This window comes from Enterococcus sp. DIV1726a (assembly GCF_051710985.1).
GTDB lineage: Bacteria > Bacillota > Bacilli > Lactobacillales > Enterococcaceae > Enterococcus_B > Enterococcus_B hirae.
This window is the reverse complement of the sequence record NZ_JBIOLS010000001.1, coordinates 2160426-2177987: the sequence shown is the minus strand read 5'-3', so window position 1 is coordinate 2177987 and position 17562 is coordinate 2160426. Positions and strand designations below refer to the sequence as shown.

Sequence of the window (17562 nt, the reverse complement as noted above, 5' to 3'; positions counted from 1 at the left end):
TAATGAAGAAGTTAGAAGGTACTTTAGCTGGATTGTTGGTAACGGTGATGATGGGAATTGCACTGAAAGAACCGGTCGTTTATGCACAAGTAGATGCCACAAATCCCGAGGTAAGGGTTTCGATGGATAATCAACCGGAGTCCTCTTACTGGTTCCCTGATGAATTGCTTAAATGGACGTTTGATCAGGATGCAGATGCGAAATACAATGTTAGTGTTGAGCCTTTAGCCACACGAGTGGAGAAATCGCACTTATTAAAATCGAATACTACCCAAAACGAAAAGATGAAGGTTGTCGCACTTTCGATCATGAATAATAGCACTAGTGGAAATGCACCAAGAGGGAGCAATCAGTTTGATGCAAATGTTTTTTCGAATTGGCAATATGTTGATCAATTGGTTTATTGGGGAGGCTCAGCTGGCGAAGGTATTATTGTTCCGCCAAGCCCAGATGTTACCGATGCGGCGCATAAAAATGGTGTGCCTGTTTTAGGTACGATCTTTTTTCCACAAGGGGCCCATGGCGGAAAAATCGAATGGTTGAATACCTTTTTAGAAAAAGATGCTCAAGGTCATTTTCCAATCGTGGACAAGATGATCGAAGTCGCACAAAGATATGGGTTTGATGGATGGTTCATCAATCAAGAGACAGAAACCAATCTAACGAAAAAACACGCTGATTTAATGAAAGAACTGATTGGGGAATTTAAACAAAAATCAGCTGGAGCGTTAGAGGTTATGTGGTACGATTCCATGACAAGTGATGGGAAAATGGATTGGCAGAATGCGTTGACTGATCAAAACCAAGATTATTTAGTGGATGCTGATTTGAATCCAGTAGCAGATAGCATGTTTTTGAATTTTTGGTGGAATACCTCTAGCTTAGCAGGCCAAGATCTATTGCGTAAATCAAAAGAAAAAGCAGAAAGTTTAGCCATTGATCCCTATGATTTATTTGCGGGAATCGATGTCCAAGAAAAAGGGTACGATACACCGGTCAGATGGGATTTGTTTACGGATAAGAAGGGAATACCCTATACTTCACTAGGGCTTTACGTCCCAAGTTGGACCTATTCTTCTTCCAATGACCCAATAGACTACCAACAAAAAGAAGAAAAATTCTGGATCAATGAACAAGGGGATCCTACTAAAAGTACACTACCGACCGGCACAAGTTGGCCTGGAATCTCTACTTTTTCGGTTGAACAAACCGCTATTACGCAATGGCCTTTTATCACCAATTTCAATGTTGGAAATGGTTACAGCTATTTTAGCAATGGGCAACAAGTTTCAACAAATGAATGGAATAATCGAAGTCTCCAAGATATCATGCCGACTTACCGCTATATTATCGAAGAAGGAGCTGGCAATAAATTAGCTGGTAGTGTGGACTATACTACTGCTTTTAATGGTGGGAGTTCTTTGGCTTTTAAAGGTAAGATGGCAGAAAAAGTAACAAGTAAGATCAAACTGTATCAAACAAAAGTTAAAGTCGAGAAAAACATGTCATTTACGACGACAGCCAAAGCATCTGATCGAACCACGTTAAAACTAGTGTTAGGTTTTGCTGATGGTACATTTGAAACGTTTAATGGCAATAAAAAAATAGGGAATGACTGGACAACGGTTTCTTATCCTTTGAATAAAGCAACTGGAAAAGAAGTAACGTCGATTGCCTATGAGGTAGCCTCAGCAAAAGCAAATGAGAATTATGAGTTATTCTTAGGTCAAATTTCTGCGACACCTAAAAAGGTGCTGAGTCCAACAGCGGTCAATGATGTTACGTTCGATGATTTGTCATTTGACGAAGAAGCAATGTTTGCCGGGATCAGATTATCTTGGACTAGTCCACAAGCAGATCGCATCAAACACTATGAAATTTACCGAGTTCTAGACGATGGAACACGTGTCTTTATCGGAGCCACACCTGCTGAGAATTATTTTATCAATGGCTTAGAACGTCAAAATGCAACAGCTACAGCTATCGAAGTTGTGCCAGTTGATATCTATGGCAACAAGGGTGAACCTTCCAGACCAATCAGTTTTGACTGGCCACCTGTTCAGTTACCGCGTGCTTCCTTTACTGTCTCAAAAACTTTGGTAGCGCCAGGAGAACCGATCACTTTCACAAACAGCTCTTCACGAAATACCCAAAGCTTAAAGTGGACATTCAAAGGTGCTGATGTAGAGTCAAGTACGGAGCAACAGCCTCGTGTCACTTATTCAAAAGAAGGAAGCTACGATGTAGAATTGACAGCGATCAATGAAGCAGGAGAAACGACAACTGAAATGAAAGGGATCGTTACGGTTACCAAGAATGCCCAAGCTGGTCTGAGTTTATTATCTAAAGGTGCCAAAGCAGAAGCCTCTTCATATGTGAATGAATCAGAGGCACCAAAGTTTGCTGTCGATGGTGATCTTGGAACAAAATGGTGTGCTGTAGGGAGTGCCCCACATACCATCACGATTGACTTAGGAACAGCTAAATTGATCAGTGAAGTGCGCATGGCTCATGCTTCTGCAGGAGGAGAAAGTGTAGGCATGAATACCAAAGCTTATACTATAGGAGTGAGTGCAGACGGAGAAAATTTCCAAGAAGTTTCGCGAACAACTAATAATACGCAAGGTTCAACGCTAAATACCTTTGCAGCAACGACTGCCCGATTTGTGAGAGTCATCATCGATCAACCAACTCAAGGCGCAGATACAGCTGTCCGTCTTTATGAACTAGAAGTTTATGGGTTAGCAGAATAAAAGTTGAGTGATTGTTTCTGAACAAAAAGGAATTCTGACAGAAGTATCTATTCATGAAAATAAGCCGAAGAATCCAAAAATAGTTTCTTCTATCTTTGGATTCTTCGGCCAATGTTTTGCTAGAGGTGAATACTTCAACACCTTTTATTCGTTTCTTGAATCAGTTTCAGATCATCACTAATTCCATTCAAGTTTTGCTGAGTGGCTCTTTTTTTTATTATAAACGATATAGAGAACTGTACAGATCAAAGGAATGATACCAGAAACAATGTATAATCCTCTAAATGACGTATAAGATTTCAATATTCCCATCAAGTAGGGGCCAACACCTAGACCTAGATCTAATCCGATGAAGTAAGTTGAAAGAGCGATACTGATACGGTGTTCTTTGACGATTTTCAAACAAACTGCTTGTCCGTTTGACATGAAAGTCCCGTAACCTAAACCAACGAGTGCGCCTGAAATAAGTAAGGTGATGCTGTTCGTTGTCGCACTTAGTAGAAACAAGCCAGCAGTCAAGAACAAATAGCTAGGATACATGACATACTGTTCGCCTTTAGCATCAAAAATACGTCCCGTCAATGGGCGAGTGAAGGTGATGACTAACGCATAGACCACAAAGAAAAAGGAGCCTGCAGCGACTAAATGAATGACTTTCGTATAAGAAGACAAGAAGGACAAAACACTTGAATAAGAAAGACCCATCAAAAAGGCAATTCCTGTAATGAACAATGCTTTTTTCTCAATGAATCCATGGATACTCCAAGATTGTAGTGATTTTCTTTGAGTATCTGATAAATCAATATTTTTGACTGGGAACATCAGACAGGCAATCGTTACAAGAAAAACTAAAACGATAGAAAACCAAATAATAAAATGAAAATCAGTCAGATTAAGCAAGATCATTCCTAAAAAGGGTCCGATAGCAGCAGCTAAACTAGTACTTAAACCATAATAATTGATCCCTTCTCCTTTTTTTGATTCAGGAATATAGGCAGTGACGATCGCATTGGTTGCTGTCGAAACGGTCCCGTAGCCAAACCCATTTAAAAAACGTACCAGATATAATACGCCGATCGTTGGGGTGAAAAGATAGGCTAAAGTAGAGAGTAAATAAAAAATCGCTCCACCACGCAAAGTAAACTTGCGCCCAAATAATTCAAGTTGTTTACCCATAAATAAACGAGCCAAAAGTGTACCTATGATGTAGATACCAGAAGCAAAACCTGCTTGACTCATACTAGCGTGTAAATCATCTTGAGCAATAACGGCAATAATGACCATCAGTAAATAATAAATTAAATAGACAATGAAATTAATAAGAGTGATTCCGATAAAATGTTTATTGAATAATTTTTTTTCCATTTGCTTTGTGTTTACCCCTTAATCTGAATAAGCTTTTAATTTTTGGATTTGTACTTCAACATCGTGGTAATTTGATGGGTAGCGATCGACCAACTGACGAATGAACAAGTCTCTAGTCGTCATAAATAATTCTAAAAATTCTTCTAATTCGTTCGATGGTTTTTCATCGACTGCTTTGATCAATTCAATCGAATTTTGGTAAGCATCATTTAAGAAAACCAAAGAAGCTTTCATGTCAAATCTTGTTTGATAAGCTGTTTCAAGTCGATTAATAATTGTTTTCATCCAGTAGTTCATATTTTTTTCCTCAATTCTTTCATTTTTTTTTACATTCGAAGTATAACGAAACGAAAAGAAGAAAAAAATCACAGACATAATTTAAAATGGTACTTAACAAATGTTAATATCATTAGTAAAATACCTTTGGGCTTTAAAATACTTAGAAATCTTGTATTATTTTTTTAGATAAATGTTTGGATGGGGGAGCATGATTGGACAGCAGAGTGCTAAAGGAATATTTAGAGAAAAATCAATTTCCAATTGTACGAAAAAGATATCATAAGTATCTAACTTTTGAAGGAGTGGAGGATTGTTACACGTATATTTTAAAAGAAGGCACGGTCAAAGCAAGTGTCATCTCAAATGATGGTCGTGAGTTCAACTTGAGGTATATTAAAGATCTAGAGATTGTTTCACTTTTAAAAGATGAATATTCGCAGTTTATTGATTCGCCGTACAATATTCGGATTGAATCTGAATATGCAGAATTTTATCGAATCAATCGAGTGAAATTTTGGGAACATATCAACGAAGATCCAAAGATGCAACATTATGTAAAAGAATATTATCGTTATCGTTTACTGTATTCCATGAAAAAAATGCAACAAATGCTTTTAAATGGGAAATTAGGTGCCGTATGTACGCAACTTTACGAGTTATATGATTTATTTGGGGTTCGGACAGAGGAAGGCATGATGATCGATTTTGTGATCACTAATGAAGAAATCGCCAAGTTTTGCGGAATCTCTACCGCTAGTAGTGTGAGTAGGATCTTAAAACAACTGAAGGAAAATGGGATAATCACCGTTAAAGATCATCGGATCATTATCACCAATATGGATTTATTAGAAGACAATATTATCTTTTAAATAGGATCAGTGGAAAACATAAGATGCTTCCTTCATGTAGTTGTATCAGCTTTAGCTGACGACAATGCATGAAGGAAGCATCTTAATTTATGGATGATTGTTCCTATTGTGGTGCTTTAAAAGCTTCGACCACCACCACCGAAAGTCCCGCCACCGCTGGAATGAGTCGTACTTCCGCCACCGCCGCTGCCAGGAGGTGGGCTTTTTGGAATCCTGCGTGTAGTGACAAAGGAGTTGGTTAAGCGATCTGTTTTATCCGTTAATTTTACGTTTGATTTTTCTCTAAATGGGTATTTATAAGTTCCTGATTTCAACTGATACCTCGAAACTGTTACAAAGTAGAATACGAGGCTCAATGCCAGGGCTAAGATGATAGAAATCACTATTTCAGTCGTCGTCAACACTTTATACCGCGTGATTTTACCAGTCTCTTCATCAATTTGATAATGTCCTCCAGGAACTCCAGCTTCTACATATTCTGAAGTTTTAGTCAAATAGGCTTGAGCTGCTGCAAAATAAGCCGAATTCGTCATTTGGTCGTAGACATCATCTAATGTGTCATTGATCCGAGCATCATCAAGATAATCGATCATATTACCAGAAGTTGAAATGTAAATCTCACGTTGCCCCATATCTAACAACAGAACAGCCCCATTTTGATCATTACCGATCGCATTTCTTAAGTAATCATCTGCAAACGTTCGAGGTTCTTCTGAGTTGGAAGTCGTCGTTACGATAAAGATTTGTCCTTTGATCTTCTCATTGATAGGCTGGATTTGTTGCTCTAAAGATTGGATCTGCTCTTGCGTGAACAAACCAGCTTCATCGTTCACTGCGGGTGTAGCAGCGTCAACGGAAGAACTCCAAAAGAAACCGAATAGGACTAGAAAGAAAAGTAAAATTCTTTTTTTCATATCAAGTATCCTCCAATCATAAAGAGGATCGCCAATACAGCAAAGATTCCAAAAGCCGTCAAGCCCAGTTTTTTATGACTGATGGGTAAAACACCGCTGACTTTACCTGTTTGACCATTCATGGCGTAATAATAGACTTTCTTATTGGCATCACTACTGCGATAAGTGACTAACCATACCGGTAAAAGAACATATTCATTATTCTCACTAGTGATATCTGTCGAAGTCCGAACATTGGTCAATGTGGTATAACCATTTGCGGTGTCACGTAACAATTTCTCGGAGTAATCTTGCAGTTCATCTTGCACTTGTGATTTGATTGCTTCATATTCGATATCTCGTTTTTCTGCTTGAAACCCTGCCAGATACTGACTTTTGAAGTCAATTGCCTTGTTCAAAGGAAACGGTTGGACTGCTTCCACCATTTTTTGTTGGGTATTCTTGGACAATGCATTTTTTACTAGTTCTTTAAAGGAAAGTGAGCCTTCTCGATGAACAGCAAACTGTTTGGTTTCTGTATACTCGATGTCACCCACTCGCCAAATACGAATCACTGTTCCGGTCGCTTGCATAGAGCCGTCAACGGTTGCATCCGTTGTCCAATAAGGAAAATAAACGCCAGTTAGTTTGTCGATTTGGTCTTTGTTGAAAAATTCTTTGGGTACAAACCATTTTTTCTTTGTCCAAGCTAAGAATTTTTCGACCGCCTCTTCTTTTTCGACTGCAAATGGTAAGACTTTATTTGGCAGTAATTTTCCACTTAACCGTCCGGATAAAACAACTGGATTGTGACAATAGTAGCAGTAAGTAGCAGCAGTTGTTGCATCGGTCACGATCTCTGCCCCACAGCTTGGACAAAGAAATAGTTCCATCGTTGCTTCTGTTTCTTCTTCCACTGATTCAGTTGGTGTTGCTTGATCGCTAGGATCAGAAAAACCACCAGCTTCTTCAAACGCTTTTCGTTCTGCTTCATCCATCTGCTCCAACTGTTCATCTGCAGTAAAAGTAAAATCTTTTTCAGAATCTTGTTGGGAGGGCGATTGATCTTCTGAGTGAATCCCTCGGGCTGCTTTTTGTTCTTGTTCGTACTGACTGACTTCTTCCTCAGTGTAAACATTTAAACAATAGTCACAGTGGAATTTTTGATCTTTTGGATCAAACGTGAGAGGACCCCCACAGTTTGGGCATTTATGTGTAAGAACGTCCATTCTATCCACACCTTTCTAAAACTTAGTCGAGTGGGATTCCTTTGAATGGTTTTCCACAATTTGGACAAAACTTAGGGATACCATTTGAAAGATCGACCACTTCGTTACATTCACTACATTTCATTTGTAACTTTGGTTGGACATTTGCAACTGGCTTGGCTGCCCCACAGTTAGAACAGAATTTTCCCGTATTTTCAGTTCCGCAGACTGGACATGTCCAAGTATCATTGCTCCCTTGAGCGGTTTGTTGGTTTTGTTTTTCAGCTTGTTGTTTGATTTGTTCCTGGTTATTTTGTGCTGCTTGTGAAAGGTAAGAACCATTAGCATTCATTCCCATTCCCATGCCCATAAAGCCAGTCATCGCGCCGGCATCATTTTTACCAGCTGCTTCCATCCCACGAGCAATCGAACCTTGAACATAGCCTTCACGGACACTTGGATCTCCCAACATCGCACCTTCATTACGCATATTGATCAATTTCACTGAATCATCTGTGTAAGAAATACTTGCTACTGCGACAGAAACGATTTCCATACCACGTAATTCATTCCAAGATTCATCTAAAACATTGCCCATGTATTTACTTAATTCTAAGCTTTTTGATGGAACATAAGAAATGCGCTGACCATCAGCAGACATTTGGTTAATCGCAGCTTGAAGAGCTGTTAAAAATTCTGCCAGATACTGCTCATTAATATCTGAGATTTCTACTTGCGTTTTGTTTTTAGGAATAGCGTTGGTATAAAACAAAATTGGATCAGTAATATGGATCGAATAAGTACCATGAGCTCGTAAGAACAATTCAGCATTGTAAAAATTGTCAAAATAGTTCAGTGGCGCACTGGTACCAAACTTGATTCCTTTGATTTCTTGAAGATTGATATAAAAGACTTGTTGCTTTTGAGGTGTCACGCCACCGAATTTAAAACGTTCAAAAGTTTCTGCGATCGCACCTTTCAATGAACCATTGAACATGGAAGGAGCAGAGTCATTTTTGATCGTATAGTAGCCTTCTTCGGCAGTATAATCAATGATTTTACCACCATCTACAAGGAGCATCATCATATTCGGATAGACATGGACAACGGTTCCGTCAGTTAGAACATCCTCTGTTCCTTTACGATTGGAGCCACGTTTATCATCTTTACGTACTTTCACACCTTTTGTCATAACTGTTGTATCGCTCATATCCGCTGGTTCGATTACTTCGATCCATTGATCTGCTAATCCACCGCCGATCATGCTTGTTGCTGCTTTGATAAGACCCATAAAAAATTCCTCCCTTTATGAATGTTGATTGTTAAATGAATGACTCTATTATACCATAGGAGCAATGAAAAACTCTCAGGCGGAAGATGGATATTAGCTGTTTAGCTGATTTTCTTTCAGTTGCAAAAAACAAGGAAGATCGAGAAAGCTGTTTGTGAGTGTTTATTTGAAAGAATCGGGGAATACACAAGTAACTACAAACGACAAATCATGATTCTTCTCATAACTATAGTAGTTTTTTTTAGTAAAATCACGTATAATAAAAGATAGTGAATTTTTCAAAAAAGGGGGATCTTCATGGCATATCAAGCACTCTATCGTGTCTGGCGTTCACAGCGTTTCGAAGACATTGTCGGGCAAAAAGCGGTGACACAGACGTTGAAAAATGCTATCGTTTCCCATAAAACTTCTCATGCTTATCTATTTACAGGACCACGAGGAACTGGTAAAACGAGTGCAGCTAAAATTTTTGCAAAAGCTATCAACTGTCCGAATAGTCAAGATGGAGAACCTTGTAATCATTGTGAAATGTGTCAGTCGATTACAGCGGGAACACAAGAAGACGTGATTGAAATCGACGCAGCAAGTAATAACGGAGTCGAAGAAATACGTTTTATTCGAGATCGAGCGAACTACGCACCGACAAAAGCAACTTATAAAATCTATATCATAGATGAAGTGCATATGCTTTCTACCGGAGCGTTCAATGCATTGTTGAAAACTTTAGAAGAACCTAAAGAAAATGTTATTTTTATTTTAGCAACAACCGAGCCACATAAGATACCAGCAACGATCATTTCCAGAACACAACGCTTTGATTTCAAACGAATCAATGCAGCAGATATCGTTGAGCATTTGGCATACATTTTAAAGCAATCAGACGTACAATATGAAGAACCAGCACTAGGGGTTATTGCTCGAGCAGCAGAAGGCGGGATGCGTGATGCGCTAAGTATCATGGACCAAGCGATTTCTTTTAGTAATGGGATCGTAACTGTGGATGATGCGATGCAAGTTACCGGTAGTCTAACCAACGAGATGATGGATGAATTTTTAGGCGCTTGTGTGAATAATGAAGTGCCCAAAGCGTTAGAATCATTAACAGATATCTTAGCTGCTGGTAAGGAAGCACGGCGCTTTTTAGAAGATCTTTTACAGTATTGTCGTGACTTACTGATGTACCAACAAGCACCAAATCTCGTAGCAGAACGAACAACTTCACTTCGAGAACCATTTGTCGAACTAGCAAAAGAAGTACCTGCACCTCGACTTTTTCAGATGATCCATATTTTGAGTGAAACACAAAATGAGATTCGTTTTACTAATAGTGCTACGATCTATCTGGAAGTAGCAACCGTCAAGCTAGCTCAAGCTTCTGGTTCAGCTGCTCCTTCAAGTAGTAACCAAGCAAGTGAAGTAGACAGTCAGTTGATCAATCAGCTACAAGCAGAGATCAAAGAGCTGAAAAAAGCGATCAACGAGATCAAAACGAATGGGGGAACCCCTTCAACTACTGCCAAGCAAACACAAGCTCCTGTTCAAAAGAAACAAGCAAGTACGTATCGGATACCAACTGAACGAGTGTATCAGGTTCTAAGAGAAGCGACCAGAAAGCATTTAAATGAAGTCAAAGAAGTCTGGGACGATTTGTTGATGAGTTTGTCTGTGACACAACGAGCGATGCTTAAAGCAAGTGAACCAGTTGCGGCTAGTCCTACTGGGTTAGTCATTGCGTTTGATTACGAGATCGTTTGTCAACGAGCTGCTAACGACGAAGAATTACAGTTGGCGATCCATAATAATTTAAGTCGAATGATCAAAGACTATGCACCAGATTCAGTCTATATCACGAGAGAAAGCTGGCCAACGATCCGCAAAGACTATTTAGTCCAAGCAAAAGACGGGAGTAATGATGATTCTTTTGCTCCGGAAGATTCAGATGAAGAGATCGAACTGATCCCTCAACAAGCACCAAGTGAAGAAACGATCGTCACGAAAGCCGAAGAAATCTTTGGCACAGATGTTGTGACAATCATTGATGATTAAATAAAAAAAGGAGAATGATCAATTATGATGCGCGGAATGGGAAACATGCAAGGGATGATGAAACAAGTCCAAAAAATGCAAAAAGAGATGGTTCAAGCACAAGAACAATTGAACGAAACAGAATTTACTGGTGTAGCAACCAATGAGTTAGTAAAAGTTATTTTTACAGGTGATCGTCGGATGAAAGACATCCAAATCAGTGAAGGTGTCGTGGATCCTGAAGATACAGAAATGTTGCAAGACCTGTTGATGATGGCTGTCAATGATGCTTTGACAAAAATCGATGCAGAATCTGAAAAAACAATGGGAAAATACACTAAGGGGTTACCCTTCTAATTTTTCCTAAAGGGGTAATGAAAATGCAATATCCAGAACCAATTGCTAAATTGATCGATAGTTACATGAGACTGCCAGGGATCGGTCAGAAAACAGCCACAAGATTAGCTTTCTACACGATCGATATGAAAGATGAAATCGTGAATGAATTTGCTAAATCGTTGTTAAGTGTCAAGCGAGATCTTCATTTTTGTAGTGTTTGCGGCAACATCACAGAAGAAGACCCATGTGAGATTTGTAAAGATCCTTCAAGAGACCGGGGGGTTATCTTAGTTGTCGAAGAACCAAAAGACGTGATGGCGTTAGAAAAAATGCGGGAATATCGTGGGCTTTATCATGTTCTACATGGGGTTCTTTCTCCAATGGAAGGGACTGGACCTGAAGATATCAACATTTCTTCGTTACTTGAACGCCTACATGATGATCAAGTGAAAGAAGTGATCATTGCAACAAATGCAACCACTGAAGGAGAAGCTACTGCCATGTATCTTTCACGATTGATCAAACCGGCTGGTATCAAAGTCACTCGATTGGCCCACGGCTTATCCGTTGGTTCGGATATCGAATATGCTGATGAAGTGACCCTGTTAAAAGCGGTAGAAGGCAGACGCGAGTTATAAATTTTCTATAAAAAAGAATTTCGGCTACAATAAAGAAGTAACGCAAGAGATGGGGGCAAAAATGTGAACGGACTATTTATTACGATCGAGGGACCAGATGGAGCTGGGAAAACCAGTATTCTAAATGAGTTATTCCCTCTTTTGAAAAAAGTAGCAAAAACAAAGATCATTCAAACAAGAGAACCAGGTGGGATCCCGATTGCCGAAGAGATTCGGGCAGTTATCCTTGATCCTAAAAATGATCGGATGGATGAACGGACAGAAGCTTTGCTATATGCTGCGGCTAGAAGACAGCATTTGGTCGAGAAAGTCCTACCTGCTTTATCAGAAGGAAGCATTGTTTTATGTGATCGATTTGTAGACAGCTCATTGGCTTATCAAGGGGCGGGACGTAGAATTGGTGTTTCTGAGATTGCCCGCTTGAATGAATTTGCTACAGAAGGTACGACACCTGACTTTACCCTTTATCTCGATATTGATTCAGATACTGGATTGCATCGCATTAAAGAGAACCGAAGAGGTCAAATCGATCGATTAGATTCAGAAGGATTGGAATTTCATCAACGAGTACGTCATGCGTATTTAAAAATAGCTGAAGAGAATCCTGAACGTATTTATAAAATTGATGCAAGAAAGAGCTTTGAAGAGGTACTTCAAACAAGTTACAGAGCCATTGTTGAACAATACCCACAATTTTTTGAAAACTAGGAAGGTGACTGTATATGAAAATTATTTTAGCAATTATTCAAGACAAAGACAGTAATCGTTTATCCAATGAATTGATTGATGCCAATATCCGTGCAACAAAATTATCTTCAACTGGTGGCTTTTTGAAAGCTGGCAACAGTACATTTATTGTTGGGATTGAAGACGAACGTGTAGAAGAAGCATTAGAAATCATCAAAAAAACTTGTGAATCAAGAAAACAATTTGTTTCAACACCTGTCACGTTGGATATCTCTATGGACGGTGGAGTTCCTTATCCAGTAGAAGTTGAAGTCGGTGGAGCAACCGTCTTTGTGTTACCAGTTGAAGGATTTCATCAATTTTAGGAGGCGCCATGGATCAAGAATTTACGCTGGATCAAATGCAACCTATCGTGTATCAACAGCTTCAACGAAGTTTTGAGCATGGGCGCCTCGCTCATGCTTATCTTTTTGAAGGCGAAAAAGGAACGGGAAAACACGAAATGGGGATTTGGTTAGCACAACACCTGTTTTGTACGAATCTGCAGGAACAACTTCCTTGTGGAGTATGCAATAATTGTCAACGAATCCAAAACCAAGAACATCCAGACGTTTTAACGATCGTACCAGAAGGGCAAACGATCAAAGTCGATCAAATTAGACGTTTGCAAACCGAATTTAGTCGTAGTGGTTATGAATCTCGGAAGAAAGTTTTCCTTATTCAAGAAGCAGAAAAGATGAATGCAAGTGCAGCAAATAGTTTGCTTAAGTTTTTAGAAGAACCACCAGGCGATTTTCTAGCGATCTTAGAAACGGATTCGATTGGGCGAATCCTACCAACGATTCAATCACGCTGCCAAATCTTGCATTTTCAGGAGCTGGCTAAAGATGCGTTGATTTATAAATTACAACAAGCACAGATTCCTTTAGAAAAAGCGAAACTTTTGACTTTCTTGACGAACAGTTTCACAAAAGCAGTTGAAATATCGCAAAATGAATGGTTTAATGATGCTAAGGATTCGATTCAACAGTGGTTTGTGTATTTGCAAAAAAATGATACACAAGCATTCATTTATGTTCAAAAAAAGTTAATAAAGACTTTTAAAGAAAAATCGCAACAATTTACTGGTTTATCGATCTTAATGTTTTATTATCAAGAAGCTTTACAACAAGCTTTAATAGCAGAAAATCTTAGAAAAGTAACACGTATTAATCAGACGATTGAGCGTATTTTATTAGCGGAACAGAAATTAAGAAGCAATGTCAGCTTCCAAGCAGTAGCGGAACAGTTTGTTTTACAAACAATTACTGGCTGAGACAGCAGGAAAAATGAGGGTCAAGGGGGATGGAAATGGTCGAAGTAGTAGGTGTCCGTTATAAAGAAGCAGGTCCTATCTATTATTTTAAACCTGGTCAATTAACGTATGAATACAACGAGAAAGTAATCGTTGAAACTCAAAAAAACTTACATATTGCAACTGTCGCCATTCCTAAAGCAGAACTTGATCCGGAAGAATTGCCTGAGCAAATCAGTTCAATTTTGCATAAAGCGACACAAGCAGAACTCGAAAAAGAACAAAAAAATAAAGAAGATGCAGAACAAGCCAGGCTGATTGCGAAAGAAAAAGTCAAAAAACATGGGTTAGAAATGAAGATCATTCATGTAGAATATACGTTAGATCGTAGTAAACTCATCTTTTCATTCACAGCAGATGGACGAATTGATTTTCGGGAATTAGTCAAAGACTTAGCTGCCGTGTTTCGTACTAGGATTGAACTTCAACAAATCGGAGTACGAGATGAAGCAAAATTGCTAGGTGGGATTGGTCCATGTGGACGGCCTTTATGCTGTGCTTCTTTTTTAGGAGATTTTGTCCCAGTTTCAATCAAAATGGCAAAAAATCAAAATTTGTCCTTAAACCCGACTAAGATATCTGGGTTGTGTGGACGTTTGATGTGTTGCTTGCAATATGAAAATGAAGAATATGAATTAGCAAAAAAAGCACTTCCAGATTTTGGAACAGTGGTTAACACTCCTGATGGTAAAGGGAAAGTTGTCGGCTTGAACTTACTTAATCGACTAGTAAATGTTCGATTAACAGGTCGGGAAAATCCAATCGAATATGAATGGGATGAATTGAAAAACTTCATCCAGGTAGGTGAGATAAATGGATAAGAGATCATTATATGATGGCTTGAACCAATTAGAATCAGAGCTAAGAAATACATTAACTGAATTGGTGGAAATGAAGCAAGCATTACATGAGATCGTTGAAAAAAATACAACGTTGGAAATGGAAAATCAACGTTTAAGAGAGCATTTACGGGAATTAAATCAAGTACAAACACCAGCAGATAATGTGAAACAAGAACTTTCAAAATCTCGTATGAACTTAGAAAAGATTTATGAAGAAGGCTTTCATGTTTGTTATGATCTCTATGGCTCAAGACGTGAGAATGACGAACCTTGTGCCTTTTGTTTAGAAGTCATCTATCGAGAAAGCGGACGGTAAACAAAGAGATTTGAAACAAGCCTGATATTGCTTATTTTTAGCGATCAATAAACGGCACTCACAGTATCACTTCTACGGAATTAAGTCCGAAAATAAAAAATAAGAAATGCTATTTTTCAATGTTTCGCCCTTAATTCTTAAAGGAGGCCGTGTTGTTCACGACCTCTTATATGGCGTTCAAACATCAGCTCCTTGAAATAAGCCTGAATTTTTCAAAACATTAAAAGCTGTTTCAAAAAATTCCTTCTTATTGTCATCGGAGCTACCCGATGTTTTCACGACCTCTTACACGGCGTTCAAAGCATTGCTTCTGCGGAATTAAGTTCAAAAAATTAAAAATATGAAAAGCTATTTTCAATTTTTCGTTCTTAATTCTTGAAGCAGCCCATGCTTTTCACGACCTTTACACGGCGTTCAAGAAGCAACTCCTCAGCAATAAGCGATGATTTTCTAAAATATGGGAAGCTATTTTAAAAAATCCTCTCTTATTTGCTCGGAGTTAACCGCTTCTTTCACGACCTCTTACACGGCGTTCAAAGAGCTGACCTTTGATAATAGTTCAAAAAACTGCAAAATATGAGAAGCTATTTTTCAGTTTTCTTCACTATTTCTCAGGTCAAACCGCTCTTTTCACGACCTCTTACACAGGAGAATAAATCATGCTTAATCAAAAAAGTTTTAAAGGACATCATGAAACTGGCTCGCTTTATTTAGTACCGACTCCGATTGGCAATTTAGAAGATATGACTTATCGTAGTGTACGGATATTACAAGAAGTAGACTTGATTGCCAGTGAGGATACACGAAATACCCAAAAATTACTGAATCATTTTGAGATTCAGACACCGCAAAAAAGTTTACATGAACACAACTATAAGGAACGAATTCCGCAATTGATCGCTGAGTTGATGTCTGGTCGCTCGATTGCACAGGTAAGTGATGCTGGGATGCCTTCTATTAGCGATCCAGGACATGAGCTAGTACTTGCTTGCATCCAAGCGGGGATTCCAGTAGTCGCTATTCCAGGACCCACTGCTGGGATGACTGCGTTGATTGCTTCAGGCTTGTTACCTCAGCCATTTTTATTTTATGGTTTTTTAGGAAGAAAGAAAAAAGAACAACAAACAACGTTAGAAACATTGAAAGAATACACAGCTACATTGATTTTTTACGAATCTCCTTATCGGATCAGTGCAACTTTAACGAATATGTTGACTGTTTTTGGTAACCGTCAAGTTGTTTTGTGTCGAGAATTAACAAAAATCCATGAAGAATATTTACGTGGAAGTATTGAAGAGTTATTAGACTACATTGAAGAACACCCTGTAAAGGGAGAATGCTGTTTATTGGTTGAAGGAAATACTGGAAGTGAAGAGCCACAAACACAAATTGAAGGATCATTGAAAGAACAAGTCGAACAGTTGATTGCTCTTGGGGAAAAAACAAATGCAGCTATTAAAGCTGTTGCTGTAAAAAACGGACTCAAAAAGCAAGAAGTATATCGACAATTTCACGACTTGGACTAGTTGTATCGAAAAAGATATTTTTTGAAGGAAAGTTATGTCCGAATTGCATAGGAAAGAACGTTTCTTTCTTGGTAATGACCATTTGGTTTCAATGAAAATTTAACTGATTTGAGACTTTTTCTAACGATTATCGAGGTGATCAATGTGAAAACATATGTAGGTTTACTTGATAAGATCAGAGTGATAAAGACGCAACCATTGCTTGTTCGGTTTACATTGGAAACCATTCATCAGCCTCTTAATTGTATTGTTGCAAATGTCGAGATTGCGGATAAGTTGATGATGATGGAAGAAAGAAAATATAACATTGCTGTTACAGGACACTTGAATCGACGTAATCAGCTAGTTGTTGAGAGTTTGCAAGTGAGAAACCCAGATCAATATACACGAAATCTCAAAATCTAGAGCAAGTGCGAGAAGTACTATGAAATTAGTGCGGTGCAATGTTACCCGCAGATTTCAAATATTAAAACACCATGGAGATTGAATGAAGTTCAACCTCTATGGTGTTTTTACGTAATGTCAACTACATAGCTAAATAAACCATAGTGAAAAAAATACTAGAACGAATTTCCAAAATTTCGCCCATAGTAAGATGAAGGGAACTTAAGCAAACCTAAGTAAACCTAAGAGGTATTTTATCCTATCTAAAGGTTAGCGCGCATTAATTGTCTTCATATGGCTATAGTATAAGTTAAGACAACGATTACTGAAACAATTCTTCATAGCTGATCGTTTCATCAGAGTTATTTAACTGATCCAGCAGCGTTTCTAGTTTCGCAAAATTGATAAAGCGTGCTTGTCGTTCGACTTCTTTATTTTTATGGTAGATCAAAATAACAGGAGCAGTCAATATTTGAAAGGCGCTAGCTACTTCAGGTGTTTCCACAGCATCTAAATGAAAACTAGGAAAATCATACTGATCCAATAATTTCTTCAAACGAGGAAGAACAGCATGACATACGCTGCAATTTGGCATAGATAAGTAAAGAACTACCGTTTCATCTTGTGCTAATGACTGATGTACTTCTGATAGATTCGTGGTTTTTTTCATATAAAAAACGTCCTTCCTAATCAAAACAGCGAGACTGGGGACAAGACTTGTCTCAGTCTCTTCTAGTATCTCTAAAAACGGATAAACGGTGTTCAAAGAGCTGACCTTCGGCGATAAGTCAAA

General features: G+C 38.5%; 18 protein-coding genes. 12 read left to right on the top strand and 6 right to left on the bottom strand.

Annotation, left to right across the window (positions count from 1 at the left end):
* Positions 1-2: 2 nt before the first annotated feature.
* Positions 3-2753: an endo-beta-N-acetylglucosaminidase gene (locus tag IGJ27_RS09890; RefSeq protein WP_178305756.1), complete on the top strand. Its 2751-nt coding sequence runs from the start codon at positions 3-5 to the stop codon at positions 2751-2753.
* 177 nt (positions 2754-2930) lie between these two features.
* Here IGJ27_RS09890 and IGJ27_RS09885 read toward each other — a convergent pair whose 3' ends face one another.
* On the bottom strand, positions 2931-4118 hold the full coding sequence (locus IGJ27_RS09885; protein WP_010738045.1) for an MFS transporter: 1188 nt from the start codon (positions 4116-4118) through the stop codon (positions 2931-2933).
* A gap of 18 nt (positions 4119-4136) precedes the next feature.
* A complete protein-coding gene (locus tag IGJ27_RS09880) occupies positions 4137-4415 on the bottom strand; it encodes a hypothetical protein (protein ID WP_010718697.1) in 279 nt (92 codons plus the stop codon).
* A 194-nt stretch (positions 4416-4609) separates the two neighbouring features.
* Here IGJ27_RS09880 and IGJ27_RS09875 point away from each other — a divergent pair, with 194 nt between their 5' ends.
* A complete protein-coding gene (locus IGJ27_RS09875) occupies positions 4610-5266 on the top strand; it encodes a Crp/Fnr family transcriptional regulator (protein ID WP_010738044.1) in 657 nt (218 codons plus the stop codon).
* A 116-nt stretch (positions 5267-5382) separates the two neighbouring features.
* On the opposite strand, the gene IGJ27_RS09870 is transcribed toward IGJ27_RS09875, so the two are convergent.
* From IGJ27_RS09870 to IGJ27_RS09860, 3 genes are read right to left on the bottom strand one after another with little or no spacing between them, the layout of a single operon-like run.
* Positions 5383-6180 carry a TPM domain-containing protein gene (locus IGJ27_RS09870; protein WP_010738043.1) on the bottom strand — a complete coding sequence of 266 codons (798 nt, stop codon included), beginning with the start codon at positions 6178-6180 and terminating at the stop codon, positions 5383-5385.
* Positions 6177-7388 carry a TFIIB-type zinc ribbon-containing protein gene (locus IGJ27_RS09865; protein WP_178305757.1) on the bottom strand — a complete coding sequence of 404 codons (1212 nt, stop codon included), beginning with the start codon at positions 7386-7388 and terminating at the stop codon, positions 6177-6179. The genes IGJ27_RS09870 and IGJ27_RS09865 overlap by 4 nt, the downstream gene beginning before the upstream one ends.
* A 22-nt stretch (positions 7389-7410) precedes the next feature.
* The gene (locus IGJ27_RS09860) at positions 7411-8658 is read right to left on the bottom strand and encodes an SPFH domain-containing protein (RefSeq protein WP_010718693.1); all 1248 of its coding nucleotides are present in this window, start codon (positions 8656-8658) and stop codon (positions 7411-7413) included.
* Positions 8659-8955: 297 nt separating this feature from the next.
* Between IGJ27_RS09860 and dnaX the strand changes: the two genes are divergently transcribed.
* The 10 genes from dnaX (at position 8956) to IGJ27_RS09810 (ending at position 16790) form a co-directional block, all read left to right on the top strand.
* Positions 8956-10704, top strand: coding sequence for a DNA polymerase III subunit gamma/tau (gene dnaX / locus IGJ27_RS09855; protein ID WP_034699015.1), 1749 nt, complete (start codon positions 8956-8958; stop codon positions 10702-10704).
* A gap of 24 nt (positions 10705-10728) precedes the next feature.
* Positions 10729-11040, top strand: a complete 312-nt coding sequence (locus tag IGJ27_RS09850) for a YbaB/EbfC family nucleoid-associated protein (protein WP_010718691.1) — start codon at positions 10729-10731, stop codon at positions 11038-11040.
* Between the two features lie 23 nt (positions 11041-11063).
* A complete protein-coding gene (recR, locus tag IGJ27_RS09845) occupies positions 11064-11660 on the top strand; it encodes a recombination mediator RecR (protein WP_010718690.1) in 597 nt (198 codons plus the stop codon).
* A gap of 63 nt (positions 11661-11723) precedes the next feature.
* A complete protein-coding gene (tmk, locus tag IGJ27_RS09840) occupies positions 11724-12368 on the top strand; it encodes a dTMP kinase (RefSeq protein ID WP_010718689.1) in 645 nt (214 codons plus the stop codon).
* Between the two features lie 14 nt (positions 12369-12382).
* A complete protein-coding gene (locus IGJ27_RS09835; protein WP_010718688.1) occupies positions 12383-12712 on the top strand; it encodes a cyclic-di-AMP receptor in 330 nt (109 codons plus the stop codon).
* Positions 12713-12720: 8 nt separating this feature from the next.
* Positions 12721-13662 (top strand): DNA polymerase III subunit delta', encoded by a 942-nt coding sequence (gene holB / locus IGJ27_RS09830; RefSeq protein ID WP_010718687.1) that lies wholly within the window; start codon positions 12721-12723, stop codon positions 13660-13662.
* A 35-nt stretch (positions 13663-13697) separates the two neighbouring features.
* Complete coding sequence (locus IGJ27_RS09825; protein WP_010738041.1) at positions 13698-14522, top strand: PSP1 domain-containing protein; 825 nt, start codon at positions 13698-13700, stop codon at positions 14520-14522.
* The gene (locus tag IGJ27_RS09820) at positions 14515-14859 is read left to right on the top strand and encodes a DNA replication initiation control protein YabA (protein WP_010718685.1); all 345 of its coding nucleotides are present in this window, start codon (positions 14515-14517) and stop codon (positions 14857-14859) included. The genes IGJ27_RS09825 and IGJ27_RS09820 overlap by 8 nt, the downstream gene beginning before the upstream one ends.
* Positions 14860-15518: 659 nt before the next feature.
* Positions 15519-16385 (top strand): 16S rRNA (cytidine(1402)-2'-O)-methyltransferase, encoded by an 867-nt coding sequence (rsmI, locus tag IGJ27_RS09815; protein WP_010718684.1) that lies wholly within the window; start codon positions 15519-15521, stop codon positions 16383-16385.
* Positions 16386-16529: 144 nt separating this feature from the next.
* Positions 16530-16790: a hypothetical protein gene (locus IGJ27_RS09810; protein WP_002328071.1), complete on the top strand. Its 261-nt coding sequence runs from the start codon at positions 16530-16532 to the stop codon at positions 16788-16790.
* A 301-nt stretch (positions 16791-17091) separates the two neighbouring features.
* Here the strand turns inward: IGJ27_RS09810 and IGJ27_RS09805 are convergent, their stop codons facing one another.
* Positions 17092-17439, bottom strand: a complete 348-nt coding sequence (locus IGJ27_RS09805; protein WP_002328072.1) for a thioredoxin family protein — start codon at positions 17437-17439, stop codon at positions 17092-17094.
* Between the last annotated feature and the right edge of the window lie 123 nt (positions 17440-17562).

Bases quoted from the DNA above. Each gene is read 5' to 3' on its own strand.
- IGJ27_RS09870 (WP_010738043.1), bottom strand. From the start codon at position 6,180: ATGAAAAAAAGAATTTTACTTTTCTTTCTAGTCCTATTCGGTTTCTTT.
- IGJ27_RS09865 (WP_178305757.1), bottom strand. From the start codon at position 7,388: ATGGACGTTCTTACACATAAATGCCCAAACTGTGGGGGTCCTCTCACG.
- IGJ27_RS09825 (WP_010738041.1), top strand. From the start codon at position 13,698: ATGGTCGAAGTAGTAGGTGTCCGTTATAAAGAAGCAGGTCCTATCTAT.
- IGJ27_RS09885 (WP_010738045.1), bottom strand. From the start codon at position 4,118: ATGGAAAAAAAATTATTCAATAAACATTTTATCGGAATCACTCTTATT.
- IGJ27_RS09850 (WP_010718691.1), top strand. From the start codon at position 10,729: ATGATGCGCGGAATGGGAAACATGCAAGGGATGATGAAACAAGTCCAA.
- IGJ27_RS09805 (WP_002328072.1), bottom strand. From the start codon at position 17,439: ATGAAAAAAACCACGAATCTATCAGAAGTACATCAGTCATTAGCACAA.
- holB (WP_010718687.1), top strand. From the start codon at position 12,721: ATGGATCAAGAATTTACGCTGGATCAAATGCAACCTATCGTGTATCAA.
- IGJ27_RS09880 (WP_010718697.1), bottom strand. From the start codon at position 4,415: ATGAACTACTGGATGAAAACAATTATTAATCGACTTGAAACAGCTTAT.
- dnaX (WP_034699015.1), top strand. From the start codon at position 8,956: ATGGCATATCAAGCACTCTATCGTGTCTGGCGTTCACAGCGTTTCGAA.
- recR (WP_010718690.1), top strand. From the start codon at position 11,064: ATGCAATATCCAGAACCAATTGCTAAATTGATCGATAGTTACATGAGA.
- IGJ27_RS09835 (WP_010718688.1), top strand. From the start codon at position 12,383: ATGAAAATTATTTTAGCAATTATTCAAGACAAAGACAGTAATCGTTTA.
- IGJ27_RS09860 (WP_010718693.1), bottom strand. From the start codon at position 8,658: ATGGGTCTTATCAAAGCAGCAACAAGCATGATCGGCGGTGGATTAGCA.
- IGJ27_RS09890 (WP_178305756.1), top strand. From the start codon at position 3: ATGAAGAAGTTAGAAGGTACTTTAGCTGGATTGTTGGTAACGGTGATG.
- IGJ27_RS09820 (WP_010718685.1), top strand. From the start codon at position 14,515: ATGGATAAGAGATCATTATATGATGGCTTGAACCAATTAGAATCAGAG.
- rsmI (WP_010718684.1), top strand. From the start codon at position 15,519: ATGCTTAATCAAAAAAGTTTTAAAGGACATCATGAAACTGGCTCGCTT.